Source organism: Chromobacterium sp. CCUG 30098 (assembly GCF_059916605.1).
This window is the reverse complement of the sequence record NZ_JAUCGS010000002.1, coordinates 270,225-296,243: the sequence shown is the minus strand read 5'-3', so window position 1 is coordinate 296,243 and position 26,019 is coordinate 270,225. Positions and strand designations below refer to the sequence as shown.

At 64.9% G+C, this 26,019-nt stretch carries 27 protein-coding genes; 13 read left to right on the top strand and 14 right to left on the bottom strand.

Annotated features, from left to right (window positions below; genetic code table 11):
- Positions 1–107: 107 nt before the first annotated feature.
- The 3 genes from QUG03_RS07035 to QUG03_RS07025 form a co-directional block, all read right to left on the bottom strand.
- Complete coding sequence (locus QUG03_RS07035) at positions 108–1,067, bottom strand: GGDEF domain-containing protein (RefSeq protein ID WP_107799276.1); 960 nt, start codon at positions 1,065–1,067, stop codon at positions 108–110.
- A gap of 101 nt (positions 1,068–1,168) precedes the next feature.
- Positions 1,169–2,290, bottom strand: a complete 1,122-nt coding sequence (locus tag QUG03_RS07030; RefSeq protein ID WP_500819712.1) for a DmpA family aminopeptidase — start codon at positions 2,288–2,290, stop codon at positions 1,169–1,171.
- 2 nt (positions 2,291–2,292) lie between these two features.
- On the bottom strand, positions 2,293–3,663 hold the full coding sequence (locus QUG03_RS07025; RefSeq protein ID WP_235088827.1) for an APC family permease: 1,371 nt from the start codon (positions 3,661–3,663) through the stop codon (positions 2,293–2,295).
- Between the two features lie 114 nt (positions 3,664–3,777).
- Here QUG03_RS07025 and QUG03_RS07020 point away from each other — a divergent pair, with 114 nt between their 5' ends.
- Positions 3,778–4,569: a helix-turn-helix transcriptional regulator gene (locus tag QUG03_RS07020; protein WP_474456438.1), complete on the top strand. Its 792-nt coding sequence runs from the start codon at positions 3,778–3,780 to the stop codon at positions 4,567–4,569.
- Positions 4,570–4,576: 7 nt separating this feature from the next.
- Here QUG03_RS07020 and QUG03_RS07015 read toward each other — a convergent pair whose 3' ends face one another.
- From QUG03_RS07015 to QUG03_RS06995, 5 genes are all read right to left on the bottom strand, one after another.
- Positions 4,577–5,353 (bottom strand): transporter substrate-binding domain-containing protein, encoded by a 777-nt coding sequence (locus QUG03_RS07015; protein ID WP_500819711.1) that lies wholly within the window; start codon positions 5,351–5,353, stop codon positions 4,577–4,579.
- A gap of 75 nt (positions 5,354–5,428) precedes the next feature.
- Complete coding sequence (locus tag QUG03_RS07010; protein ID WP_107799281.1) at positions 5,429–6,106, bottom strand: hypothetical protein; 678 nt, start codon at positions 6,104–6,106, stop codon at positions 5,429–5,431.
- Between the two features lie 86 nt (positions 6,107–6,192).
- Positions 6,193–6,996, bottom strand: a complete 804-nt coding sequence (locus tag QUG03_RS07005) for a transporter substrate-binding domain-containing protein (RefSeq protein WP_488905955.1) — start codon at positions 6,994–6,996, stop codon at positions 6,193–6,195.
- A 64-nt stretch (positions 6,997–7,060) separates the two neighbouring features.
- Positions 7,061–7,582: a cupin domain-containing protein gene (locus QUG03_RS07000; RefSeq protein ID WP_253314655.1), complete on the bottom strand. Its 522-nt coding sequence runs from the start codon at positions 7,580–7,582 to the stop codon at positions 7,061–7,063.
- A 177-nt stretch (positions 7,583–7,759) separates the two neighbouring features.
- On the bottom strand, positions 7,760–8,512 hold the full coding sequence (locus QUG03_RS06995) for a copper homeostasis protein CutC (RefSeq protein WP_500819710.1): 753 nt from the start codon (positions 8,510–8,512) through the stop codon (positions 7,760–7,762).
- Positions 8,513–8,609: 97 nt separating this feature from the next.
- Between QUG03_RS06995 and QUG03_RS06990 the strand changes: the two genes are divergently transcribed.
- Complete coding sequence (locus tag QUG03_RS06990) at positions 8,610–9,098, top strand: MaoC family dehydratase (RefSeq protein WP_227108138.1); 489 nt, start codon at positions 8,610–8,612, stop codon at positions 9,096–9,098.
- Between the two features lie 15 nt (positions 9,099–9,113).
- Here the strand turns inward: QUG03_RS06990 and QUG03_RS06985 are convergent, their stop codons facing one another.
- Both QUG03_RS06985 and QUG03_RS06980 read right to left on the bottom strand, forming a co-directional pair.
- Positions 9,114–10,064 (bottom strand): GMP reductase, encoded by a 951-nt coding sequence (locus tag QUG03_RS06985; protein WP_227108136.1) that lies wholly within the window; start codon positions 10,062–10,064, stop codon positions 9,114–9,116.
- 187 nt (positions 10,065–10,251) lie between these two features.
- Entirely contained in the window at positions 10,252–10,899 is a 648-nt protein-coding gene (locus QUG03_RS06980) for a nucleotide-binding protein (RefSeq protein ID WP_474456434.1), read from the bottom strand.
- Positions 10,900–11,002: 103 nt separating this feature from the next.
- On the opposite strand from QUG03_RS06980, the gene QUG03_RS06975 reads away from it, so the two are divergent.
- Positions 11,003–11,665, top strand: coding sequence for an HAD family hydrolase (locus QUG03_RS06975; protein ID WP_474456433.1), 663 nt, complete (start codon positions 11,003–11,005; stop codon positions 11,663–11,665).
- A gap of 85 nt (positions 11,666–11,750) precedes the next feature.
- Here the strand turns inward: QUG03_RS06975 and QUG03_RS06970 are convergent, their stop codons facing one another.
- Both QUG03_RS06970 and QUG03_RS06965 read right to left on the bottom strand, forming a co-directional pair.
- Positions 11,751–12,680, bottom strand: coding sequence for a DHH family phosphoesterase (locus QUG03_RS06970; RefSeq protein ID WP_107799289.1), 930 nt, complete (start codon positions 12,678–12,680; stop codon positions 11,751–11,753).
- A gap of 58 nt (positions 12,681–12,738) precedes the next feature.
- A complete protein-coding gene (locus QUG03_RS06965) occupies positions 12,739–13,326 on the bottom strand; it encodes an IMPACT family protein (protein ID WP_227108130.1) in 588 nt (195 codons plus the stop codon).
- A 116-nt stretch (positions 13,327–13,442) separates the two neighbouring features.
- Here QUG03_RS06965 and QUG03_RS06960 point away from each other — a divergent pair, with 116 nt between their 5' ends.
- From QUG03_RS06960 to QUG03_RS06920, 9 genes are all read left to right on the top strand, one after another.
- Positions 13,443–13,571 (top strand): hypothetical protein, encoded by a 129-nt coding sequence (locus tag QUG03_RS06960; RefSeq protein WP_255411645.1) that lies wholly within the window; start codon positions 13,443–13,445, stop codon positions 13,569–13,571.
- A gap of 147 nt (positions 13,572–13,718) precedes the next feature.
- Positions 13,719–14,153, top strand: a complete 435-nt coding sequence (locus QUG03_RS06955) for an NfeD family protein (RefSeq protein ID WP_500819709.1) — start codon at positions 13,719–13,721, stop codon at positions 14,151–14,153.
- Positions 14,154–14,158: 5 nt separating this feature from the next.
- Positions 14,159–15,109: an SPFH domain-containing protein gene (locus QUG03_RS06950; protein ID WP_107799292.1), complete on the top strand. Its 951-nt coding sequence runs from the start codon at positions 14,159–14,161 to the stop codon at positions 15,107–15,109.
- 115 nt (positions 15,110–15,224) lie between these two features.
- The gene (locus tag QUG03_RS06945) at positions 15,225–15,758 is read left to right on the top strand and encodes a septation protein A (protein ID WP_107799293.1); all 534 of its coding nucleotides are present in this window, start codon (positions 15,225–15,227) and stop codon (positions 15,756–15,758) included.
- Positions 15,758–16,060: a YciI family protein gene (locus QUG03_RS06940; protein ID WP_474456431.1), complete on the top strand. Its 303-nt coding sequence runs from the start codon at positions 15,758–15,760 to the stop codon at positions 16,058–16,060. The genes QUG03_RS06945 and QUG03_RS06940 overlap by 1 nt, the downstream gene beginning before the upstream one ends.
- Complete coding sequence (locus QUG03_RS06935) at positions 16,057–16,323, top strand: BolA family protein (RefSeq protein WP_081544784.1); 267 nt, start codon at positions 16,057–16,059, stop codon at positions 16,321–16,323. Before QUG03_RS06940 ends, QUG03_RS06935 begins: the two co-directional genes overlap by 4 nt.
- Before the next feature lie 29 nt (positions 16,324–16,352).
- Complete coding sequence (locus QUG03_RS06930) at positions 16,353–17,141, top strand: peptidylprolyl isomerase (RefSeq protein ID WP_107799295.1); 789 nt, start codon at positions 16,353–16,355, stop codon at positions 17,139–17,141.
- 26 nt (positions 17,142–17,167) lie between these two features.
- Positions 17,168–17,950 (top strand): peptidylprolyl isomerase, encoded by a 783-nt coding sequence (locus tag QUG03_RS06925; RefSeq protein ID WP_107799296.1) that lies wholly within the window; start codon positions 17,168–17,170, stop codon positions 17,948–17,950.
- Between the two features lie 255 nt (positions 17,951–18,205).
- Positions 18,206–19,837 carry a methyl-accepting chemotaxis protein gene (locus QUG03_RS06920; RefSeq protein WP_107799297.1) on the top strand — a complete coding sequence of 544 codons (1,632 nt, stop codon included), beginning with the start codon at positions 18,206–18,208 and terminating at the stop codon, positions 19,835–19,837.
- A 115-nt stretch (positions 19,838–19,952) separates the two neighbouring features.
- Here the strand turns inward: QUG03_RS06920 and QUG03_RS06915 are convergent, their stop codons facing one another.
- Positions 19,953–21,503 carry an APC family permease gene (locus QUG03_RS06915; protein ID WP_107799298.1) on the bottom strand — a complete coding sequence of 517 codons (1,551 nt, stop codon included), beginning with the start codon at positions 21,501–21,503 and terminating at the stop codon, positions 19,953–19,955.
- Between the two features lie 380 nt (positions 21,504–21,883).
- Between QUG03_RS06915 and QUG03_RS06910 the strand changes: the two genes are divergently transcribed.
- A complete protein-coding gene (locus tag QUG03_RS06910) occupies positions 21,884–22,972 on the top strand; it encodes a polyamine ABC transporter substrate-binding protein (protein WP_107799299.1) in 1,089 nt (362 codons plus the stop codon).
- Between the two features lie 77 nt (positions 22,973–23,049).
- On the opposite strand, the gene acnA is transcribed toward QUG03_RS06910, so the two are convergent.
- Complete coding sequence (gene acnA, locus QUG03_RS06905) at positions 23,050–25,722, bottom strand: aconitate hydratase AcnA (RefSeq protein WP_500819708.1); 2,673 nt, start codon at positions 25,720–25,722, stop codon at positions 23,050–23,052.
- Positions 25,723–26,019: the final 297 nt, after the last annotated feature.

Below are 26,019 nucleotides of genomic sequence, written 5' to 3'. Positions count from 1 at the left end.
GGATGCTGCGCAGTTTGTTTTCAGACTAGAGGGGCATGAAAAGTGAAAGTTCCGCTGTAAAAATCACGTGGACAAGCGGGCGCGCCGCTCCGGGAAGCCGCCCGCGGCTAGCGTTTGGCGGCTTTGATCGAATACATCAGCTCGTCGCCCTCCGCCAGCAGCGCCTCGATGGAGAAGTGGCGTTCCGCGTCCAGCTCCACGATGCCGTCGGAAAACGCCAGCCGATAAGGCTGGCCGGCGCCGGCGTTGTAAGCCTCCAGGTGACGCGCGAACTTGGCCATCGCCGCCTGCGCCCGCTCATGTTCGACATCGGACAGCAAGACCACGAACTCGTCCCCGCCCAGCCGCGCCAGCAGGTCCGCGGAGCGGAAGGAGGCGCGCATCTGTTCGGCGAAAGCCGCCAGCGCATGGTCCCCGGCGGCGTGGCCGAAGCTGTCGTTGATCGCCTTGAACTTGTCCAGGTCCATGAAGGCCAGGCTGACCGGCAGGTTTTGCCGCGCGCAGAAATTGAGGCTGTACTGCGCCAGCAGCCGGAAGCCGCGCCGGTTGGAGAGGCCGGTCAGCTCATCGGTGGTGGCGGCCTGGAAGGCGATCAGCTCCGCCTCCACCATGCGCGCCAGATCGTGCAGCGCCTGCGCGTCGTCGTGATCGAACTCGCGCGGCTGGACATCGATCACGCACAGGGTGCCCACCTTGGCGCCGTTGGCCGCGTGCAGCGGGCAGCCGGCGTAGAAGCGAATATACGGCGCGTCCGTCACCAGCGGGTTGTCGGCGAAGCGCTCGTCCGCCAGCGCGTCCGGGATGTAGAAGATGTCGTCGCCCAGTATGGCGTGGCCGCAAAAGGAAATATCGCGTCCGGTTTCCGCCGCCGACAGGCCGACGCAGGATTTGAACCACTGACGGTTCTCGTCCACCAGGCTGACCAGGGCGATGGGCACCCGAAACAAACGCTTGGCCATGCGGGTCAGGCGGTCGAAACGTTCCTCCGCCGCCGTGTCCAGCACGCCCAGCGCGCGCAGGGTCGCCAAACGCTGCGGTTCGTCGGCCGGGCTGTCCGGTGTCTTCATCTCCGCCTCCTGCTGTGTGTCCGCCGCCGATGCGGCCCCATGCCATGATAATAGCATTTCATGACGCAAACAAAACACCGGGCCGCGCGCCGACGCGCCGGTCAGCGTGGACGCCAGCCGCTTTCCCGCAAAGCCGCCAGCAAGCGCTCGGCCTTGAGGCCATGCGCCGCGTGGCCGTGGTGGCCGCTCAGATCGCCCGCCGCCAGCAAGGCGTTGACGATGGCTTCTTCCACCGCTTCCGCCGCCGCCTCGAACAAGGGCGAGAGATGGTCCGCGTTCACCATCTCCACCGCGCAGGTCAAAGCGCCCTTGCCGGCGTAATCGGTCATCGGCAGGCCTTGGTTGCCGGTGGCGAAGGCCACGAAGATGTCGCCGCTGGAATCCTCGGTGCCGCCGCCGGTGCGGGCGATGCCGATGCCGGCGCGCTGCGCCAGCCGCCGGCATTGATCCGGCAGCAAGGGCGCGTCGGTGGCCAGCACCGCCACGATGGAGCCCATGCCCGGCTGCGGCAGCCGTCCGGCGTCAAACGGCGAGGGAATCTCCGCGCAGCTCAGATGACGGCCCACCGGGTAGCCCTCCACCAGCAAGGAGCCGCGCTTGCCGTGATTGGCCTGCACCAGCGCCCCCACCGTCCAGCCGCCCGCCTCCGCCGGCAGCCGTCGCGAAGCGGTGCCGATGCCGCCCTTGAACTCATGGCAGATCATGCCGCTGCCGCCGCCCACGCTGCCCTCGGCCGGCAGGCCGCCGCTGGCCGCCGCTTGCGCGGCGCGCGCGTGTTCCGCCTTCACGTGGAAGCCGTTGATGTCGTTGAGCAGGCCGTCGAAGGTTTCCAGCACCACCGGCATGGTCCAATACAGCTGCGGCTCGCCGGCCACCGCCTCGCGCTCGCCGGCGATCAAGGCGTCCCGCACCACGCCCACGCTATGGGTATTGGTCAGCGCGATCGGCGTGCTCAGCACGCCGGCCTCGCGCAGCCACTCCAGGCCGCTGGCGTCGCCGTTGCCGTTCAACACATGCACGCCGGCAAAGCACGGCATGCGCCGCGCCAGACCCGGCCGCGGTTCGATCACCGTGACCCCGGTGCGCGCGCGGCGGCCGTCGTCGAAATCCGCCCAGGCGGCGGCGTGCCCCACCCTCACGCCGGGCACGTCCGTAATCGCGTTCAGGGGGCCGGGCTGGCCCTGGCCGATGCGAATGCCCAATGCTCTGGCTCGTTTCAACATACTCACCTCTCTTTCTGTTCTTCAACGATCAATACGGCGGCGGGCTGCTTACGGCCCGCCAGCAAAAGCCCGGTCAGCGCGATGCCGCCGATAATCCACCAGTCCCGCGCGGGCGCGTCTCGCAGCACCGCCCATAATAGGGAGAGGCTGCCCGCCGCCGCCAACAAGGGCGGCCACGGCCAGCCGGGCATGCGGTAAGGATGCGGATGCCGGCCCAGGCGGCTGCGCAGGGCCGCCAGCGCCAGCAATAGATAGTTCAGCATCAGGATGATCACGGTGAAGGACGCCAGATCGCCCAGACTGGAATGAAAGGTCAGCAAGGCGGACGGGACGGCCAGCGCCAGCGTGGCCACCCAGGGCGTGCCGAAGCGCGGATGGATGCGTTGCAGCGCCCGGCTCGCCGGCGCCGGCCACAAACCGTCCCGACCGCTGGAGTACAAGAAGCGGCCGCTTTGCACCACGATGGCGATGATGGCGTTGAACACCGATAGAAAGATGCCGCCGCTGATCACCCGCGCCAGCCCCTGGCTGCTCAAATGACTGAGCACGTAGTTGATCGGATCGGCCTGCCGGCTCATTTCCGCCAGCGAGGGCGCGCCCAGGATCAGGGCGGTCACCGGTATCAGTTCCACCAGCACCACGATGGACAGCGCCGCCAGCACCGCCTTCGCCACCGGCCGGCCGCTTTCGCGCATGTCCTCGGCAAAGTACACCGCCCCGCCGAAGCCGTTGTAGGCGAACACCGCCGTCCCCACCATGGCGATGATCGCCGCGGCGGGCACCGCGGCGAGGCCGCCGTCCGCCGCTGCCCTCACCGGCTGCCACAGCACCGTCGCCGGTTGCTGCGCTTCGCTGAAGCCCAGCCAGGCGATCAAGGCCAGCGCGGCCAGTTCCAGCAGCAGGAAGGAGCCGGTCAGCCAGGCGTTCAGCTTGATGTCCAGCACCGCGATGCCGAAACACAGCACGATCATGGTCAGCGCCACTTCAGCGCCGTCCAGCCGGGTGCCCAGCGCGGAGTTCAGATAGGGCGCGGCCCCGGTGGCCAGCACCGCCGGGATGAATAGCAGCAGGCATAGAATCAGCAGATACATTTGCAGGCTGAGCGCGCGGCCGAACACCCGCTCGATGATCACGTACTCGCCGCCGGCGTTGGGGTGGGCCGCGCCCAGCTCGGCGTAGCACAGCGCGAACGCGACGGCCAGCGCCGCCGCCAGCGCGAAGGCCAGAAAAGCCCCGCTGCCGGCGCCTTGCAGCGCAAACGGCGCGATCACGAAAATGGAACTGGCCGGCGTCACGCCGGACACGGTTATCAACACGACGTCCGTCACGCTCAATGAACGGCGCAATCCGGGGCGGCTTGCGGCTTGGCTCATAGTGTTCTCCTCTTATCGCTATGGTCTTGTAGTCAGACTTGCGGGAGACAGTGTATTTTGACGCGGGAGGGCGCCCAATCACCGTGATGGGTTACCCCGAGCGGGGATTGCCGGATGGAAGCTTTGTTGAAGGAACTGCCGCTGCACCATCATCTGGCGCAGCTGATGGCGCACATCGGTCTGCCCGGGTTTTGGCGTCAGCTGGTCTTGCTGTTGCACGGCAGCGTGCCGCTGGACAATGCGCTGGCCGCCTGTTTCCACGCGAACGCGCCGCCGCAGATTCTGGAAGAATGCGATTTTCAGCACTTGGCCGCGCCGTCGCCGATGGCGCTTTACTGCCAGGGCCTGTATCTGCTGGACCCCTTCTATCAATACGCGCAGCGGCCTTTTCCCGACGGCCTCCACCACTTGCCCGACATCGCGCCGGACCACTTTCGCCAAAGCGAGTATTTTCAGCGTTATATGAGCGGCGAGGTGGGCGTGGACGAGGTCCAGCTGCTGCTGCGCCTGGCTCCGGACCAGGTGTTGACCTTGTCGCTGGGCAAGGCCAGCGCATTCGAGCCGGCCGACATCGGCAAGCTGCGCGTGATGCAGCCCTGGCTGCTGTCCGCGATGCGGCGTCACTGGCAGCTGAGCTCCGCGCCCACGCCGCCATCGCAGCGCCTGGCTGATCAACTGACGCAGACGCTGAGTCATTTTGGCCACGGCAGGCTGTCCGAGCGCGAGGCCGAGGTGGCGCGGCTGACGCTGTGCGGCCTGTCCAGCAAGGCCATCGCCCAACAGCTGGCCATTTCGCCGGAAACGGTCAAGGTTCACCGCCGCAATCTGTATCTGAAGCTCGGCGTGGCCAGCCACGCCGAGCTGTTCAATTGCTATATCGAGCAACTGCGAGGCAGCGAAGCCTAGGTCAGACTCACTTCCCCAGCCACTTGGCCAACAGGCCGGCGAATTCGCCGTTTTGCAGGCTCTGGCTCAGCCATTGATCCACCCAGGCTTTCCAGCGCCAGTCGTTGGGCAGCAGATAGGCTTTTTGCGAAAAGTCGAACGGCTTCTCCGGGTGCACCGCGCACAGCTCCGGATGCAGCTTCTGCTGATAACGGGTTTCCACCGCGTCCGTCACCATCAGATCGGCCTTGCCGTCTATGATCTGCCGGAAAATGGTGACGTTGTCCGGATGCACGGTCAGCGCGGCCGCCGGCAAGCGGGCGCGCGCGAACTTTTCATTGGTGCCGCCCGGATTGACGATCAGCTTGACCCGGGGCTGGTTGATCTGGGCGATGGTCTGAAAACGCTGGACGTTTTCACAGCGGGTGATCGGCGTCTTGCCGTCGTTCAGATAGGGCTGCGAATACAGCGCCCGCTTCTGCCGCTCCAGATTGATCGACACCCCGCTCATCGCGATGTCGAACTTGCCGGCCTCGTGGTCGCGCATCAGCGTCGGCCAGCTGGTGGCCACCAGTTCCAGCTTGACGCCCAGCGCCCGCGCCAGGCTCTCGGCCATCTCGATGTCCAGGCCGCGATAGGCGCCGCTGGCCGCGTCCCGCTCGCTGAACGGACGGTAATTGCCGGTGGTGCCCACTCGCACGCTGCCGCGTTGCAGGATATCGTCCAGGCGGTCCGCCAGCGCCGGCTGGCCGGCGATCAGGCCGGCCAAGAGCAGGCCGCCCAGTTTCTGTGATTTCTTCATCATGCTTGCTTTCTTCTTCTGTTGTTTGCGCAGCGGACGCTGCCAGCGCCCTGCTCGCAAGACTCGTTCGACGCGGCCTCAATAGGCCAGCGGGAAGGCGAAGACGTCTCGCTGATACGTCTCCACCACCACGCTGAACGGCGCGTTGTCGCTGCCGCGGTAGAGCACGGCGCGGTGTTGCAACACTTCCGGCGCGATATCCAGGCCGCCGGCGGCGACGCCCTGGGCCGCGGGCTTCATCTCCCAGCCCGCCGGCAACGGCGACCACAGCAATTTGACTTCCTCGGTTTGCCGGCGGAAGTTCAGCGCCGCCACCGCGCGGCCAAACGGCACGTCGCTGCCGTCCAGTTGGCGGTTCATCTCCGCGCTCAGCTTGGACGGCAAATACCAGTTGTCGGCCTCGGACAACACATGCTCGCCGCAAGCCAGCCGCACCCGGCGGTAGGCGATGCGCTCGTCCGGCCGCGCCTGCAACTGGGCGCGCACTTCCGGGCTGGCTTCCTTGTGATCCGCCGGATTGCGCAAGGCGCGAATCTGCGCCGGAGACGCCATCCGGTGATCCGCGCACCATTGCTGCAAGGTGCGGGTGGCGCTGCTATTGCTCAGCAAGGTGGCGTTCAAGGTCTGCAGCAGGGCCAGCGCCTTGACGCGGGTGTCTCGGCCGTCCTGCCAACCGGGATAGGACCAGGCCTCCGCCAAGGCCGGACCGGCGGCCAGCCATAGACAGCCGGCGGCCAAAAGCGTTTTCTTATGCATGGGGATTCCTAAGGAAATCAAGGAGCGGAAAATAATAAAGCAAAAGCTTTAACTTTGATAGCAAGTAGTCGCTGAACAATCCATCATCATTTGTGCGCCGCGCCGCCGGCGTCGCGGTGCGCGCCCAGCGCCCGCAGCTGGGTGAGAAAGGCCGGCGACTCGCGTTGCCGCTCCAGTTCCGCCCAGATTCTGCCCGGCAGGCTGGGTTCGCGGTGCGCCAATTGGCGCGACAACATCAGGAAATAGGGCTTTTCTTCCAAGGGCAGCCGGCAGCGCTCTATCGTCTCCGTCAGCTCGGGATGCTCGCGCAGGATCTGCTCCGCCCGCGGCGTCTGCAAGGCCGCTCCGCTCAAGCGCCGCAGGCGCAGCTTTTGCAGAATGGCCAGCGGATCGCGGTTGCTGTCGTCTATCTCCACCTGCTGCTTGCGCAAAAAGAGGCCGATGGAGAAATCGGTCTGCATGCCTATCGGCGCCATGCCGCTGGACAGGCGCGCGCCGTCCCAATCCACCGTGGTGCCCTTGAGCCGATACAAGGAATAACTGGCGCTGTGCAGCCGTTGGCCGGCGTCCGGTCCGCCGTCCGGCAGCATGGGGTACAGCCCCCATTGCGAACGCTCCGGCACGAAGCTGGCGGCGAAAGCGCCGTCCATCTTGCCTTGGCGCAGCATATTGATGCAGCGCCGCCACGGCATCGGATGCAAATACAGCTCCAGCTTCAAGGCGCTCTGCACATGCTTGATCAGCTGAATGTCCAGCCCGCCGCCGCGGCCGTCCAGCCAGGGATAGGAAGCCTGATCCTCATAGCAGAACGACAAGGGCTCCGCCGCCGCGCCCAGCGGCCACGCCAGCGCCAACACCGCCGCCGCGCGGCTCAATGCCCGCCTCTTCATTGCCTTATCCATGGAGGAACGATGGTTCCGTTATCGCTCATGCCGCGGCCGCATGCCAAGCCGGCTATTTCCGGACCAGCGCCTGTTCCCGCTCCAGCATGTCGAAGATGCCGGGGCGCGCCGGCTCGCCGTCGTAGTACGGCGCGCTTTCCAGCCGCCCCACCTGCTTCAGATGGCGGACCAGCACCTTGCCGCTGTCCGGATAGACGCAGACCTCGTGCGGGTCGTTGACGCCGATGCCGAGGTAGACCAGGTCCTGATCGAAGGGGTTGGCGATTTGATGCGCGACGCCGGTGCCGGCCGGACAGGAAATGCAGTCGCCGGGCCCGATTTCCTGCAGGCTGTCGCCCAGACGCAGCACGCCGCGCCCGGACAGCACATAGAAAATCTCGTCCTCGCGGGCGTGGGAATGAAAGGGGCAGCCCGCATGCCCCGGCGGCAGACGGGTCAGATTGGCGCCCAGCCGGCCGGGCAAGGCGTCCAGCGCCGGCGTCAGCGGATGATAGCTGCCGCCCCACCCTTCGCCCTCCCGGTAGTCCACGGCTTCCACTTGGTCGATATTGACCACATGCGACGGCTTGCTCATCTTGCGCTCCTTAAAACCGCTGACAAAACCCCTGATCCTGCATTGCGCTTCCTGATCGTACGGCTTGCACTGCCTGCGTCGGCGCGCCTTGGTTCAGGTTTTGGTCCGCGGCTCTTGAATGGTCCGCGGCCGGGAAATGTCAGCATCATCCTGCAAATGCGTGCCGTCCGACAAGCGTCAATCCAGGCCGCGCAGCAAATCCGTCATGGTCCGTATGGTTTCGGCGCAGCTTTCCCGTCTGTCGTACTCGTCCTGACCCGCCGCGCCCATGCTGATCCCGATCTGGCGGTAGCGCATCGCGCTGGCCACCTTGACCCGGGCCGAGGCGTGGAATTCTCGGCAGCCGGTGGCGCGCGCGAGTTCGGCCAGATTGTCCGGCCGCACGCCGCCGCCCGGCATCAGGATCAGCCGCTCGCCCGCCTGGCGGCTCAGCCGGCGGATCAGGGCCGCGCCCGCCAGCGCGTTCGGCGCCTGGCCGGAGCTCAGCAAGCGCCGGCAGCCGCTGGCGATGATCTGTTCCAGCGCTCGCTCGGGATCCCGCGCCATGTCGAAGGCGCGATGGAAGGTGGTCGTCATCGGCCCGGCCAGCTGGACCAGTTCTCGGCTGCGCGCCACGTCCACCTCGCCGTCCGCGGTCAGCAGGCCCAACACCACGCCGTCCGCCCCCAGTTCGCGGCAGGCCAGCACGTCGCGGCGCATCACGTCGAACTCCTCGTCCGAATACAGAAAATCGCCACCGCGCGGACGCACGATCACATGCAGGCCAATGTCCAGCCTCTGCCTCGCCAGCGCAATCATGCCAGGCGACGGCGTGAGCCCGCCGGTTTCCAGGCTGGCGCACAATTCCACCCGGGCCGCGCCGCCCTGCGCGGCGGCCAGGCAAGACGCCAGCGAGCCGGCGCACACTTCCAACTGTCTATCTTGCGACAAAATATCCCCCTTGCTGGGCTGAACGCACCAGGGATTTTGACCCGTTTCGCCGGCCGCGTTAAGCTGCGCGCTCGAGATGACGCAAACGTAAGTCGATATGCTCTATTTTGAAGATTTGAAAGCCGGACAGCTGTTCCACAGCCCCACCCATGTATTGAGCGAGGACGAGTTGATCGGCTTCGCCCGGCAGTATGATCCGCAATACTTCCACACTGATCCGCAGCGCGCGGCGGACAGCCTGTTCGGCGGCCTGGCCGCCAGCGGCTGGCAGACCAGCAGCCTGAGCATGCGGCTGGTGACCCAGACCGAGCTGGGCAAGATGGCCAACGGCTTGATCGGCATGCAGATCGACAAGATGCGTTGGCCCCAGCCCACCCGCGCCGGCGACGCCTTGCGCGTCACCGTGGAGGTGCTGGACAAGCGCCGCTCCAACAGCCAGCCCGGCTTCGGCGTGGTGAAGGTGCGCTGGACCACCGTCAATCAGCGCGACGAGGTGGCGATGCAGCTGGAGTGCTCGATCTGGGCGCAATGCCGCGCCCAGCCGCAAGCAGAAGAAGCGCCGCACCCGGCGGCGCAGCACGCCTGAGCCGCGCCGCCCGGATCAGCGGCGAACCTGGATCAGTTCCGCCCCGCGCAAGGCCTGCAGAGTGTTGCCGCCGGCGTAGCTGATCGAGGACTGCAGGTCTTCCTGCAGTTCGCGCAGCAGCTTGCCGATGCTGCCCTTGTACTCAACAAGAATCTTCTTGCCTTCCACGTTGACGTAGGCGCCCTTGTTGAACTGAGAGGCGCTGCCGAAGTATTCCTTGTAGTGCTTGCCGTTGATCTCGACGATCTCGCCGGCGGATTCGTCATAGCCGGCGAACAGCGAGCCCGCCATGACCATGCTGGCGCCGCAGGCCAGCGCCTTGGCGATATCGCCGTGCTCGACGATGCCGCCGTCGGCGATCACCGGCACGGACACCGCGGCCACGCAGTCCTGCACCGTGGAAATCATCGGGCGGTGGAAACCGGTCTTGTTCTTGGTGATGCAGACGCGGCCGCCGGCGATGCCGGCCTTGATCGCGTCGCAGCCCCAGCTTTCCAGATCGCGCGCGGCTTCGCCGGTGGCGATGTTGCCGCCGATCAGAAAGGTCTCGGGGAAGGTCTGCTTGATGTGCTTGATCATGCGCTCCGCCTTCACGCACCAGGCATTGGCGATGTCCAGCGTCATGTATTCAGGAGTGAGGCCGGCCTGCTTGAGCGCGGCCAGCTGTTCCAGCGTGTCGTCGTTGACGCCGACGCTGATGGAGGCGAACAGGCCCTTGTCCTGCATGGCGCGGGTAAAGGCCACCGCGTCCACATTGAAGCGGTGCATGGTGTAGAACCAGTTCCGAGCGGCGAAGAGCTCGCTGGTTTCGGCGCAGACCACCGACTTCATGTTCGACGCGTAAACCGGCATGTCGAAACGGCGCGGGCCGAATTGCACCGAGGTGTCGCACTCCTTGCGGCTGTCCACCACGGTTTTTTTCGGCACCAGGTAAACGTCGCCGTAATTGAGTTCTGTCTTGATCATGCGTGTGCTCCCAAAGCGGAAAAGAGTCAAAAAACAAGGGGCCCCAAACATAAACGGGAGCTCGACGGCTCCCGTTTACAGTGTCCCCTGCGACGCTCTCGTTTGGCTCGCACGCACTTACCGGCACACCTTACGCCGCAGGTTTCTTCACGTCAAGCGATTTTATTTCAGATCAAGACAAAACATTTCATTTGTCGCACCAGCTGCCGTCCTCCTCGCCCAGCCAGTTGAGCAGAGGCTGCCAGGCCTCGCGGTCGCGCTGCGCGCGCGACGCCGGCAGGTCGAACAGGGACAAGCCGCTGGACGCCGCCTGCACGTAAAGCTGAGTGTCGCGCAGCCAGGTCAGCACCGGCACCTGATGCTCCGCCAGGAATTTCTCCAGTTCGCGCGCGGAGCGGGTGCGCGGGTCCACCCGCATGCCCACCACCGCCATGAAGGCCTTGTTCTTGCGGATGGCCTTCTCTTCCAGCAGCTGTTCGAAAAAAGCCTCGCTCGCCCACATGTCGAACGGCGACGGCTGGATGGGCACCAGGATGCGCTCCACCCGGGACACCAGGGCCGCCAGCTTTTTGCCGTGCAGGCCCGCGGCGCTGTCCAGCACCACCACCTCCGTGCCCTTGGGCGGCCGCGCCGCTTCTCCGGCCTTGACCTCCCAGCCGGCGATGGAAGGCAGCGCCGCGTCGCGTTGCGCCAGCCAGCCCAGCGAGGATTGCTGCCGGTCCACATCGCCCAGCATCACGCGCTTGCCGCGCGCGGCGTAATAGCCGGCCAGATTGGTCGCCAAGGTCGATTTGCCGCTGCCGCCCTTGGGGTTGGCCACCAATACCGATTGCACATCCGCCTCCTCTGCCGTTTGCGATGGCCCACTATACCAGAGGGGAAGCGCTTGCCGCAGCCGGGCGATCGGGTTAAGGTCGAAGCCCGGAAAAGGAGTCCGCATGCCGCAAAACTATGACGCCATCCTGTTCGACATGGATGGTTTGATGATAGACACCGAAAGAATTTCCATGGAGTCCTGGCGCCGCGCCGCCGACGAACTGGACATGACGCTCAGCGATCAGCTGCTGCTGGACATGGTGGGCCTGTCCATGCGCCGCTGCACCGAATTCCTCAGTGAAAGGCTGGGCAGCCAGGACGACGCCGTCGCGCTGCAGAATGTGGGCCGCCGGCATTACTGGCAGATGCTGGAACATGAGGAGATTCCGCTGAAGGGCGGCATCGAGGCGCTGCTGGACTGGGCGCGCGGACAAAACCTGCCGCGCGCGGTGGCCACGTCCACCCAGCGTCAGCTGGCGGACATCAAGCTGGGCCGCACCGGGCTATCGCGTTATTTCGACACTGTGGTGGCCGGCGACGAAGTCGCCCACACCAAGCCGGCGCCGGACGTTTACCTGGCCGCCGCGCGCAAGCTGGGCGTCGATCCGCTGCGCTGCGTGGTGCTGGAAGACTCGATCTACGGCCTGCACGCCGGCGTCGCCGCCGGCATGCGGGTGATTCTGGTGCCGGACCTGGTCACGCCGCCGGCGGACCAGACCCATCACGCGCTGGCGGTATGCCAGGACCTGCATCAGGCGCTGGAAGTGTTGCAACAGCTGGCCTGATACGAGCGGCTGCGCGTAATGAGGCGCGGCACGGCGAGTTCAGCCGCCTCGCCACGCCTTAACGCGCACCATCGTCAACGGGCTTTCAGCCGTGGCCGCGGATGCGCGCGACCAGCTCGTCGCGCACATCTTCGGCCTGGTCGTTGCCCACCTGGCAGGTGCCGGCCGCCTCATGGCCGCCGCCGCCGTACTGCAGCATCAGCGCGCCCACATTGGTGCGCGAGCTGCGGTTGATGATGGACTTGCCCACCGCGAACACCGTGTTCTGCCGATTGACGCCCCATAGCTGGTGGATGGAGATATTGCAGTCCGGGAACAGCGCGTAAATCATGAAGCGGTTGGTGGGATGGATCACGTCCTCATGCAGCAGGTTCAACACCACCAGATTGCCGTAGACGCGGGAACAGCGCCGGATCTGCTCCTTGGCCAGCGCCTCGTGCTTGGCGTACAGCTCCACCCGCTCCTGCACGTCCGGCAAGGCCAGGATTTGATCGATGCTGTGGTCGCGGCAATAGCGGATCAAGTCCAGCATCAGCTGGTAATTGCTGATGCGGAACTCCTTGAAGCGCCCCAGGCCGGTGCGCGCGTCCATCAGATAGTTGAGCAGCACCCAACCGGACGGATGCAGCACTTCCTGCAAGGTGTACTGCGCGGAATCCGCCTTGTCCACCGCCTCCATCATCTCGTCGCTGATATTGGGAAACACCTGCTTGCCGCCAAAGTGCTTGTACACCACCCGCGCCGCCGACGGCGCTTTGGGGTCGATCACGTAATTGTCCGCGCTGGAATTGCGCAGGGTTTCGGAAAGATGGTGGTCGATGACCAGATGCGCCGCCGCCACGTAAGGCAGGTTGGTGGTGATGTCGTTCTCGGTGATCTCCACCTTGCCGTCCTGCATGTCCTTGGGGTGGGCGAACTTGATCTCGTTGATCATATTCAGTTCGTTGAGCAGCACCGCGCACACCAGTCCGTCGAAATCGCTGCGCGTCACCAGGCGATATTGCTGTTGCGACATGAGTTCCCTCTCTCCCTCTTGAAGGGCCGGCGCGGCCCCGCCCGCGCCGTACGGCGCTTCAGTCGGCCGGCGACACCTCCAGCGCGCCGGCCATCCCGTCCGTCAACGCCGCCAGCAAGGCCTCCGCCTCCGCGAGCGGCAGGCTCAGCGTCAAGCTCACCCGCTCGCCGTAAACGGGCGCCGATACCGGCACGCCCAGTTCTTGGCACAAATGGCGCAGCCGCGCCTCGCCGGCGAAATCCACCGTCGCCGCGTAATCGCCGCGCGGCACCACCGCCGTCAGGCTGGCCGCGTCCATCGCGGCGTTGACAGCTTGAGTGTAGGCTCTGACCAAGCCGCCCGCACCCAATTTAATTCCGCCGAAATAACGGACCACCACCGCCAGCACATCGCAAACGTCCTTGTGCCGCAACACGTTGTACATCGGCCGCGCCGCGGTGCCGGAAGGCTCGCCGTCGTCGTCCAGCATGGAATCCGCGCCGCACAGCAGCACCGCGCAATAATGGCGCGCGTCCGGCCATTGCGCGCGGATCTCCGCCAGCCGCGCCAACGCCTCTTCCCGGCTGCTCACCGGCTGCACGATGCCGATGAAGCGGCTCTTCTTGATTTCGATCTCGGCCTGGGCCGACGCTTGCAAATGGAACATTCCGTCCCTCTGACTGTCCGAAGGAGTGGATTGTACCCCAGCGCCGGCAAACCGCCCGGGCAAGCACTACAATGAAAACGGGAATGCGCCTTGTTCACCTTAGAGGAGCCAAAGCCATGATCATCCTGCTTGTCGTGCTCGCTTCGCTGCTTGCCGTGGTCTGGTTCATGCTGGACAAATTCTGGCTGGATGAAGAGGAAGAGGCTCGCCTGTCTCATTATCTGCCGGACAAGGATCATGTCTGAGAACCGGTTCAGGGTCTCGCGAGCAAGAGCGAGACCGTAAACCGGTTCTAGGCGTCCGCCTGTTTTTTTCACGGTCGACGCCCGCTCGCTTGTCATTCCGCGGCGATGGCATGAAAATGAGCGCTTCAATTTGACAAGGGCATTGTTTTGCCGCTAACCGCCATCTGGGTTGCCAGCGCGCTGATCGCGCTGATCGCCGAGTTCTTCTCCGGCACCTTTTACCTGCTGGTCGTCGCCGTCGCCATGCTGTGCGGCGGCGCTGCCGCTTGGCTGGGCGCGGCCGAGGCCAGCCAATACGTGATCGCCAGCCTTGCCGGCGTGATCGGCGTGGCGCTGGTTTACGCTTACAAGCGCCGTCATCCGTCCGTCGCCGCCCAGCCGCGCGCGGACGATCCCGATCTGGGCCAGCCGGTGCAAATCCTCCACGCCTCCCCCGCCGGCCACGTCCGCGTGCAATACCGCGGCGCGGCCTGGGACGCGTCTCCCGTCGACGGCGCCGCGCTGGAAGCCGGCGCCACCGCCTACATCGTCGGCCGCGACGGCAATCTGCTCAAAATCAGTTCAACCCAACCGGAACAATAAGACCCATGGAACTCCTGCCCCTGATCCTGCTCGCCGCCGTCATCGTTTTCGTGTTCAAATCGCTGGCCGTGGTGCCGCAGCAGAACGCCTACATCGTCGAACGCCTCGGCCGCTATCACGGCACCCTGGCGCCCGGCCTCAACATCATCATTCCCTTCATCGACCGCATCGCCTACAAGCACAGCTTGAAGGAAGTGCCGCTGGACGTGCCCAGCCAGGTCTGCATCACCCGCGACAACACCCAGCTGAAAGTGGACGGCATCCTCTACTTCCAGGTGACCGACGCCCAGCGCGCCTCCTACGGCACCAGCAACTTCATCATCGCCATCACCCAGCTGTCGCAAACCACGCTGCGCTCGGTGATCGGCAAGATGGAGCTGGACAAGACCTTTGAGGAACGCGACGAGATCAACCAGACCGTGGTGGCGGCGCTGGACGAGGCCGCGGTCAACTGGGGCGTGAAAGTGCTGCGCTACGAGATCAAGGACCTGGTGCCGCCGCAGGACATCCTGCACGCGATGCAGGCGCAGATCACCGCGGAACGGGAGAAGCGCGCGCGCATCGCCCAGTCCGAAGGCTTGAAGATGGAGCAGATCAACCTGGCCAACGGCTCGCGCGAAGCGGCGATCCAGAAATCCCAGGGCGAGATGCAGGCCACCATCAACAACTCCGAGGGCGACAAGCAAGCCGCCATCAACAAGGCGCTGGGCGAGGCCGAAGCGCTGCGTCTGGTGGCGGACGCCACCGCCGACGCGATCAAGCGCGTGGCCAGCTCCATCCACACCGAGGGCGGCCTGGAAGCGGTCAACCTGAAAGTGGCCGAACAATACGTGGCCGCCTTCGGCAAACTGGCCAAGGAAAACAACACCATCATCCTGCCGGCCAACGTCGCCGACGTCGGTTCGCTGGTGGCCAGCGCGATGAGCGTGGTCAAGCAGACCCAGGCCCCGCGCTAAAGGCCGCTCCGGCGGCGCCCCGTTCGCGGGCGCCGGCCGGATCAAGAACCCGCACCTCACTCTTCAACCCTTGCCCGGCTTGAATATCCGCCGGGCCGCCCCCATAATCGTGCGCATGAAATTCTTCACCGACCTGTTTCCCGTCGTCCTGTTCTTCGCCACTTACTGGCTGAGCCGCGACATGTTCATCGCCACCGGCGTCGCCATCGCCGCCACCACCTTGCTGGTGGGCTGGACCTGGCTGCGCCACCGCAAGGTGGACACCATGCAGTGGGTCAGCCTGGGCCTGATCGTGGTGCTGGGCGGCGCCACCCTGCTGCTGCACGACAAGCACTTCATCATGTGGAAGCCCACCGTGCTGTACTGGGTGATGGGCGCCGGCCTGCTGATCAGCGACTTCCTGGGCAAGAACGGCCTGAAGCTGATGATGGGCCAGCAGCTGCAATTGCCGGCCCCGGTCTGGCGCAAGCTGACCTGGGCCTGGGTGGGTTTCTTCGCCTTCATGGGCGCGCTCAACCTCTTTGTCGCCTATCGCTTCAGCGAAGACGTCTGGGTCAATTTCAAACTGTTTGGCGGCCTGGGCCTGATGCTGGCCTTCGTCATCGCCCAAAGCCTGTTCCTCGCCAAATACATTGAGGAAAAGAAATAATGCTTTACGCCATCATCGGCCAAGATCATGAAGATTCGCTGCCGCGCCGGCTGGAGGCCCGCCCGGCCCACCTGGCGCGCTTGCAGGCGCTGCAGGACGCCGGCCGCCTGGTGCTGGCCGGCCCCTGTCCCTCCATCGACAGCGCCAGCCCCGGCCCGGCCGGTTTCAGCGGCAGCCTGATCGTCGCGGAATTCGAATCGCTGGACGCCGCCCAGGTCTGGGCCGACGCCGATCCCTACGTGGCGGCCGGCGTCTACGCCGACGTCAGCGTCAAACCCTTCCTCAAGGTGTTTCCGCAATGAGCGCCACGGTTGAACTGCTCAGCGCCGCCTTGCAGGCCTTGACGCCGGAACACCTGGACATCCAGGACGACAGCGCCTTGCACGCCGGACACGCCGGCGCGCGCGACGGCGGCGGACATTACACGCTAACCATCGTCAGCGCCCGCTTTCAGGGATTGAGCCGCGTGCATCGCCACCGGCTGATCTACGAAACGCTGGGCGACTTGATGCAAACCAAGGTGCACGCTCTGGCCATCAGAGCGTTCACGCCAGAAGAAATCTGACTTGATTCCATAAGAAGGATAGATACCCCATGAAGCTTTCCCGCATCGCCGCCCTCGCGCTGGCCGCCTCCGTCGCCCTGCCCGCCGCCGCGGAATCCATCGCCGTGGTCAACGGCGCCGCCATCGACAAGAAGGAACTGGACGCGGCCGTCGCCAACATCGTGCAAAGCAGCGGCGGCAAGGCCCAGGACAACCCTGAGCTGCGCGAGCAATTGAAAACCTCGCTGATCACTCGCGAAGTGATTCTGCAGGAAGCGCGCAAGCGCCAGCTGGACAAGCAGCCGCTGTTCACCCAGCGCCTGGACGACATCCGCAATGAAATGCTGCGCGAAGCGCTGTTCGCCGACATCGCCAAACAGGCGCCGGTGACCGACGCTCAGATCAAGGGCGTCTACGACAAGCTCGCCGCCCAACAGACCGGCAGCAAGGAAGTCCACGCGCGCCAGATCACGCTGAAGAGCGAGGCCGACGCGCAGAAGGCGATCGCCGATCTGAAAAAAGGCGCCAAGTTCGACGAACTGGTGAAGACCCGCTCCATCGACCCCAACGCCAAGCAAAGCAACGGCGAAATGGGCTGGGGCAACCTCAACCGCATGGACCCGCCGCTGGCCGCCGCGCTGAAAGACATCCGCAAAGGCCAGACCAGCGGCAAGCCCTACCAGTCCCCGTTGGGCTGGCATGTGTTCAAGGTGGAAGACATTCGTGACGCCAAGCTTCCGTCGCTGGATGAGGCCAAGCCGCAAATCGGCCGCCAACTGCAAGAAGAAGCCATCGCCAAGGCAGTGGAAGACCTGCGCGCCAAGGCCAAGATCCAATAAACCAACCCATCAGGACATCTAAGAATATGCGTAAAATCTTGCTGACCAGCGCCCTCGTCGCCGCCTTCGCCGGCAGCGCCATCGTGGTTGCCGGCCCGGTCGTCAACGGCCAGGCCATCACCGACGCCCGCATCGACGCCGTGGTCAAGATGATGGAAGCCCAGGGCCAGCCGGCCAACCCGCAAGCGCGCGACATGGTCAAGGATCAACTGGTCACCGCCGAAGTGCTGCGCCAGGAAGCCGTGAAGAAGGGTCTGGACAAGTCGCCGGAATTCGCCGCCGAACTGGCCAATATGCAAGCGATGGCGCTGGCCAACCGCCTGATCAAGGATTATGAAAAGTCCAATCCGGTCAGCGACGCCGATCTGAAAGCCGAATACGACAAGCTGGTGGCCAGCGTGCCGGAAACCAAGCAATACCACGCTCGCCACATCCTGGTGAAGACCGAGGCCGAAGCCAAGGCGGTGATCGACGCGCTGAAGAAAGGCAAGTCTTTCGACAAGCTGGCCAAGGAGAAGTCCCAGGATCCGGGCAGCAAGGACAAGGGCGGCGATCTGGACTGGCAGGAAGCCGGCACCTTCGTGGCGCCGTTCTCCGAAGCCATGACCAAGCTGTCCAAGGGCGAAGTGACCGCCAAGCCGGTGAAGACCGAGTTCGGCTGGCACGTGATCAAGCTGGACGACGCCCGCGTGCAACGCAATGTGCCGGCGCTGGACGACATCCGCCCGCAACTGACCCAGCGCATCATGGGCGGCCGCGTGGAAAAGCTGATCGCCGAGCTGAAAGCCAAGGCGCAAATCCAGAAGTAAGCCGCAAAACGCGGCAAGCCCGAGCAAGCGGACCCCGGTCCGCTTTTTTCATACCCGTCGCATAAGCGCTGCCGCCGCGCCGCGCCCCGGCCCGCCTCGCCGGCGCGCCGCCTCATGCCCATGGTTTTTGCGCGAAGACGCAAAAACGTCTCCAAAAATTTATCCGCTGTCCTATAAGTAATTATTCACTTTTTGATCACTTCATAAATATATTAAATTGGAAGCACCACAATAAAGTCACCACGGGACAAACTGATGAAAAACCTGCGCATTGGACAAAGACTCGCCCTCGCCTTCGGCGCGCTGATCGCCCTGGTGCTGATCATGAGTGTGGTCATGCTCAACGGGCTCTCCTCCATCAGCGACAGCATGGAGGACATCACCGACAACCGGCTGGAATCCTTGCTGATAGTCGCTCAGCTGGATCACCACCTGCAGCAGCAGCGCATCGGCGCGCGCGATCTGATCATTGAAACCGATCCGGCCAAGATGGCCGAGATCAAGGCGCAGACCGACCAGACCATCAAGGCCTTCAACAACGCCGAAAAGGCGCTGGAAGACCACTTCACCAAGTTCCCGCCGATACCGGCCACCGCCGCCCTGCTCAAAGACGTGGGCCAGGCCCAGGAGGCGCTGGACGCCCCCACTAAAAAGCTGATGGCGCTGGCGATGGCCAACCAGAACAAGGAGGCGGAAGCCTTCATGGTCGGGGAGCACCGCCCGCTGATCCACCAGCTGGAACAAAAGGTGGAAGCCCTCAGCAAGGCGCTGGCCGACCGCGCCCAGGACAGCCGCAAGGACGCTGAAACCAGCGCCACCGCCGTGCGCGCCACCTCGCTGACCATCACCGCCGTCTGCCTGGGCGCGGCCGTGCTGATAGGCTGGCTGCTGACCCGTTCCATCACCCGCCCGCTGAACAGCGCGGTGGAAGCCGCGCGCGAAGTGGCCGCCGGCAATCTGCGCATCGAGCTGCAGCCGGACGGCAAGGACGAGCCGGCCCAGGTTATCGCCGCGCTGGCCGATATGCGCGAACAACTGGTGAAAGCCATCGGCAACGTCCAGCAAGGCGCGGAAGAAGCCAATAGCGTGGCCGGCCAGCTGTCCGAATCCGCCGATCAGGTGCTGACCGCCTCCCATCAGCAAAGCCAGGCCGCCGCCAGCTCCGCCGCCGCGGTGGAAGAGCTCACCGTCAGCATCAGCCACGTGGCCGAAGCCGCCCAGGAAGTGCGCGAACACGCGCAGACCAGCCTGGTCACAGCCAAGAACGGCACCGCCCAGCTCAGCCTGCTGATCAAGGAAGTCGACAATGTCGAGAAAGCGGTCAACGGCATCGCCGAAGCGGTGAAAAACTTCGTCGCCAACACCCGCAAGATCACCAGCATGACCAGCCAGGTGCGCGACATCGCCGATCAGACCAATCTGCTGGCGCTGAACGCCGCCATCGAAGCCGCGCGCGCCGGCGAACTGGGCCGCGGCTTCGCCGTGGTGGCCGACGAAGTGCGCGTGCTGGCGGAACGCTCGGCGGAATCCGCCAAGGAAATCGATCAGGTCACCCATGTGCTGGGCACCCAGTCGGTGGAACTGGAAGACGCCATCACCAGCAGCCTCGCCTCCCTGAGCAGCAGCCAATCCTTTGTCTCGACCGTTGAGGCCGCCTTGCAAGAGGGCGAACAGGCGGTGGCCAAATCCACCGACAGCACCGGCACCATCGTCAGCGCGGTGCAGGAGCAGAAGCTGGCCAGCACCGAGATTGCCCAGAACATGGAGAAAGTGGCGCAGATGGCCGAGGAAAACACCGCCATCGTCAGCAATGTGGCGGACAGCTCGCGCTCGATGTCCGACATCGCCCAGAACCTGCATCAGGCGGTGCGTTTCTTCCGCATCTGAGCCGCCGGCGCGAGTCAAACATCAAAGCCGCCCTCCCGGGCGGCTTTTTCATTTGCGCGCGCTCAACGGGTTTCAACGCCACCCCGCCGACGCGCAGCTGATCGCAAACAGATGCTCAGATTTTTTCGTCGAAGCTGAACACCGGCGTGCCCTTCTTCAGCACCTCGCCGCGGAAGAAGGCCGGATGCTTGCGGTACATGTACAGCATGAGCAGCAGGCCGACCAAGGCCACCGTCACGCCCAGGATGAACACCAGACCCAGGCCGCCGATATGCGAGCCGCTGCCGAAAGCCGGATCCATGCTGTCCAGCGTGGTGCGGATCAGGGCGACGAACAGAAGGACGCCGCCCAGCCCCGGGCACAGGCCGCGCAACAGGAAATGGCGCGCCGAAGTCAGCGCCTGCTTGCGGAAATACCAGACGCAGGCAAAGGCCGTCAGGCCGTAATAGAAACACACCATCATGCCCAGCGCGGTAATGGTGTCGGACAGCACGTTTTCGCTCAAGACCCGCATCACCGCGTAAAACGCCGAAGCCACCAGCGCGGACACCACGGTGGCGTAAGCCGGCGCCTTGAAGCGAGACTCCACCACCGCGTATCTGGCCGGCAAGGCCTGGTAATGGCCCATCGCCAGCATGGTGCGCGCCGGCGACATAAAGGTGGACTGCAGGGAGGCCGCGGAACTGGACATCACCGCCAGCGACAGCAGAATGGCCGCCGGCCCCATCACCGGCCCGGCCAGCGCGGTGAACACATTGGCGGCGATGGCCGGGTTGGCGAGGCCGGTGGCGTCCGTGCCCACGCCTGCGAAGGACACCACCGCCGCGCTGATCAACACATAAGAGCCCACCAGCAGCACCATCACCAGCGTGGCGGCCTTGCCGGACAGATTGGCGCGCTTGTCGCCGGTGGTCTCCTCGCTGATGGTCACCACCGTGTCCCAGCCCCAATAGGCGAAGATGGACACCGCCACCCCGGCGGCGAATTGGGAAAAGCTTTCCACGGCGAAGGGATTGAACCAGCTCCACTCCACCGGAATGGAATACGGATGGCCGCCGTCGGCGGCGGCGCTGAACGCCGCCCATGCGAACCAGGCCAGCACCAGCACCTGGAACGACACCAACACATACTGCACCCGTTTGGTGGATTGCAGGCCGCGACAGGAAATCCAGGTGGCCACCGCCATGAAACCAAGGCAGGAGACGATGTTCACCGCCGTGTTGTCAGGCAGGGCCGCGATGTCCGGCCGCCCCAGCGCCTGGCCCAAGGCCAGATACATGAAATCCATCGCCACCGCGGCGGTGTTGGACAGCACCAACACCGTGGACACCACCAGCCCCCAGCCGGCGATCCAGCCTATCCACGGCCCGAAGGCGCGCGTGGCCCAGGTGAAGGACGTCCCGGCGTCCGGCATCTCGCGGTTCAGCTCGCGGTAGCCTATCGCCACCAACAACATGGGAATGAAGCTGACGAAAAACACCGCCGGCATCTGCTTGCCCACCTGGGAGGCCGCCGGCCCCAGCGAGGCGGTCAGCGTGTACGCCGGCGCGCATACGGAAATGCCGATCACCACCAGCCCGAGAATGCCGATGGAGCCGGCGGGCAAACCCTTGGCGCTCAAGCCTCCCCCGTCCGGGGCCGGCAGCGCGTTGTCAACATTACGCATGGTGCATCTCCTTTGTCCGGGGCCGCGTCGCAACGTCGGCCCTCGCCTTGTTATGTGCCCGCGTCGGCGCTCAAGCGCCGTCGCGAATGCGCGCGTCCCGCCGTGTCCGCCGGCCGGTCCCGCTTATGGCAGGACCGCGCGCGTCAGGCGTGGTTGCATGGAGTATGCAGATAATTAACACAAAAACATCAAATGGCAAAAATAATAGACACCACCAGCGCGGGGCGATATGCTGGCTCGGCAAGATCCGGCCCCGCGCCGGCGCCTTGCGCCAGAGCCGGGCCTACCGGCCGCCGCATAAGAACCTGCTTACGATCTGCCGCGCGTTGGCGATACGGCGCAGGAAAGAACCATGCAAAGAGAGAGAGAAGGAAGAGAACATGAATACCTGGAAGCACTGTCTGCTCGCGCTCGGCCTCGCCGGCGCCGCCCACGCCCAAGCCAATACCGTCAACGTCTACAACTGGTCCGACTACATCGCCCCCACCACCGTGCCGGCCTTCAGCAAGCAAACCGGCGTCAAGGTCAATTACAGCGTCTACGACAGCATGGAAACCCTGAACGCCAAGCTGATGACCGGCCGCTCCGGCTTCGATCTGGTGGTGCCGTCCAATAATGTGCTGGGCCTGGGCATCAAGGCCGGGCTGTTTCAGCCGCTGGACAAGAGCAAGATCCCCAACTACAAGAACATAGACCCGGCGCTGCTGAAAATGATGGAAGTGTCCGATCCGGGCAATAAATACGCGGTGCCGTATTTCTGGGGCGTGATCACCCTGGGCATCAATGAGGAAAAGGTCAAAAAAGCGCTGGGCGGCAAGCTGCCGGCCAATGAATGGGATCTGCTGTTCAAGCCTGAGTACGTGTCCAAGCTCAAATCCTGCGGCGTCAGCATTCTGGACTCCCCGTCCGAATTCTTCCCGATGGCGCTGCACTACTTCGGCAAGGACCCGGGCAGCACCAAGGAAGCCGACTACCGCGCCATCATGCCGCAGCTCAACGCCATGCGCGCCAGCGTCACCCGCATCTCCTCCTCCGGCTACATCAACGACATGGCCAGCGGCGAAGTCTGCCTGGCCATGGGCTACGGCGGCGACCTCAACATCGCCAAACGCCGCGCCGCGGACGCCAAGAACGGCGTCAAGGTGGTTCCGCTGATGCCCAAACAGGGCGTGGCCATCTGGGTGGACAGCATGGCCATCCCCAAAGACGCCAAGAACGTGGCCAACGCGCTGTCCTTCATCAACTACAGCCTGGAACCCAAGATCGCCGCGGACAACGCCAATACCGTGACCTTCGCCCCGGGCAGCCTGCCGGCGCGGCAGTTCGTCAACAAACAGTACCTGAACGACCGCTCCATCTTCCCCAATTCCGAAGACCTGAAAAACAGCTTCATTCAAAAGAGCGTGGGTCAGGAAACCCTGCGCATCTACGGCCGTTTCTGGCAAAACTTCAAGCTGGGCCGCAGCTGAAGCCGCGCGGCTCCGCCAAAGCGCAACAGCCGCTCAAAGCGGCTGTTGTGCTTTAAAACGCGGTCAGATGTCGGCGCTCAAGCCAGCAACTGGCGCAGCACATAGGGCAGGATGCCGCCGTGCCGGTAGTAATCCACCTCCACCGGCGTGTCGATGCGCAGCAGCAAGGGCAGTTCGCGTTCGCCGCCGGCGGCGTCTCGGATCAGCAAATGCACCCGCTGCTGCGGCGCGATGCCGTCCTCCAGCCCGCGCAGCTCGAAGGTTTCGTCGCCCTTGAGGCCGGCGGCGCTGTCCCCGTCCAGGAACTGCAGCGGCAACACCCCCATGCCCACCAGATTGGAACGGTGAATGCGCTCGAAGCTCTTGGCCACCACCGCGCGCACGCCCAGCAGGCGCGTGCCCTTGGCCGCCCAGTCCCGGCTGGAGCCGGTGCCGTACTCCTCGCCGGCGAAGATCAGCGTGGGCGTGCCGGCGCGCACATAGCTCATCGCCGCGTCGTAGATGGCCATTTGCTCGCCGTCCGGCTGCAGCAGAGTCAGGCCGCCCTCCACCGGCTTGCCGTCGGCGTCCGGCGCCAGCATCAGGTTGCGGATGCGCACATTGGCGAAAGTGCCGCGCATCATCACCTCGTGATGGCCGCGCCGCGAGCCGTAGCTGTTGAAATCGCCGAGCGAGATGCCCTGCCCCTGCAGATACAGGCCGGCCGGCGAGCTCGGCTTGATCGAACCGGCCGGGCTGATGTGGTCGGTGGTCACCGAATCCCCGAAGATCGCCAAGGCGCGCGCGCCGCGGATCGGCGGCTGCGGCGCGGGCTGCATCGCGAAATCCTGGAAGAACGGCGGTTCGGCGATATAGCTGGACGCCTCCCAACCGTAGACCTCGCCCGCGCTGGCGGCGATATCGTTCCACAGCGGGTTGCCGCTGGCGAAATCCTGGTACAAGCGGCGATACGTGGTCGCGTCCGTCGCTTGCAGCAAGGCGGCGCCCACCTCCTGCTGGCTGGGCCAGACATCGCGCAGATACACCGGCTTGCCGTCCACGCCGACGCCCAAGGGCTCATGCTCCAGATCGATGTCCACCCGGCCGGCGATGGCGAAGGCCACCACCAGCGGCGGACTCATCAGGAAGTTGGCCTTGATCGCCGGATGAATGCGCGCCTCGAAGTTGCGGTTGCCGGACAGCACCGACGCGCAGATCAAATCCTGCCCGCTGACCTCGCTCTCCAGCTGCGGCTCCAGCGGGCCGGCGTTGCCGATGCAGGTGGTGCAGCCGTAGGCGGCCACGCGGAAACCCAGCTGCTCCAGCGGCGCCAGCAAATGCGCCTTGCCCAGGTAGTCGGTCACCACCCGCGAGCCGGGGGCCAGCGAGGTCTTGATGTGACCGGCCACGCTCAGGCCGCTGGCCACCGCCTTCTGCGCCAGCAGGCCGGCGGCCAGCATCACCCCGGGGTTGGAGGTGTTGGTGCAAGAGGTGATCGCCGCGATCAACACCGAACCGTGACGCAGCTTGCCGCTGAAGCCGCCGGCGCCCTCCTTGCCGTAACCGCCGGTTTTGGCCGGCTGGTGCAAGAGCTCGTTGAAACGCGTCTTCAAGTCCGGCAGGGCGATGCGGTCCTGCGGCCGGCGCGGGCCGGCCACGCTGGGCGCGACCGTGGCCAGATCCAGCTCCAGCACGCTGCTGTAATCGATTTCGCCCTCCTGCGGCATGCCGAACATTTGCTGCGCCTGGAAATAGCGGCGGAACGCGTCCACTTCCGCCTCGCTGCGGCCGGTGGCGGTCAGATAGGCGGCGGTCTGCTCGTCCGGCGGGAAGAAGCCCATGGTGGCGCCGTACTCCGGCGCCATGTTCGCCAGCGTGGCGCGATCCTGCAGAGTCAGCGAGGCCGCGCCGGCGCCGTAGAACTCCACGAACTTGCCCACCACCTGCGCCTTGCGCAGCATTTCGGTCACGGTCAGCACCAGATCGGTGGCGGTCACGCCCTCGCGCAGCCGGCCCTTCAAATGCACGCCCACCACGTCCGGCGTCAGGAAATACACCGGTTGGCCCAACATGCCGGCCTCCGCCTCGATGCCGCCCACGCCCCAGCCCACCACGCCCAGGCCGTTGATCATGGTGGTGTGCGAATCCGTGCCCACCAGGCTGTCCGGGTAATAGACCCCGCCCTTGCTCAACACTCCGCGCGCCAGATACTCCAGGTTCACCTGGTGGACGATGCCGATGCCCGGCGGCACCACCTTGAAGGTGTCGAAGGCCTGCATCCCCCATTTGATGAAACGGTAGCGTTCCGCGTTGCGGCGGAATTCCAGTTTCATGTTAAGGTCCAAGGCGTTGTTCTCGCGGAAGTGGTCGATCTGCACCGAGTGGTCCACCACCAGGTCCACCGGCACCAGCGGTTCGATGCGCTTGGGCGGCTTGCCGAAGCGCTCGGCCACCGAACGCATCGCCGCCAGATCGCACAGCAGCGGCACGCCGGTGAAATCCTGCAGCACGATGCGCGCCACCACAAAGGGGATCTCCTCGCTGCGCGGCGCCTGCGGCCGCCAGCCGGCCAACTGCCGCACATGCTCCTCGGCTACGCGCTGGCCGTCCAGATGGCGCAGCAAAGACTCCAGCACGATGCGCAGCGACACCGGCAGCCGGCCGACATCGCCGACGCCCAGCTCCGCCAGCGCCGGCAGCGAATGGAATTGACAGGACTGGCCCGAGGCCAGGGTAAAGGAACGCAAAGTGGATTCGGAACGAAGCGACATGAAGGACTCCTGTTGAAAGCCAAGATGCAAGCTAAGAACCTGTTTACGACCCGCCGCGCCGCGGCGGGATGTTAGACAAAGACCTTGAAACCCGCTTCGAAACGTTCATGCGCCACCTGCGCATTTCGCTTTCTCAGCGGTTTTCGCCTGGTCTCGCGGGATCGTAAACACGCACTCAAGGGCGAAAACCATGGGAGCGCCTCGACAAGCGGTCTGTCCGAGGCGCTCCGCCTCATGTTCAGACCGGGAAAAGGGTCAATGGTTCAGCCCTTAACTTGCATTTAGCATACAATCGAA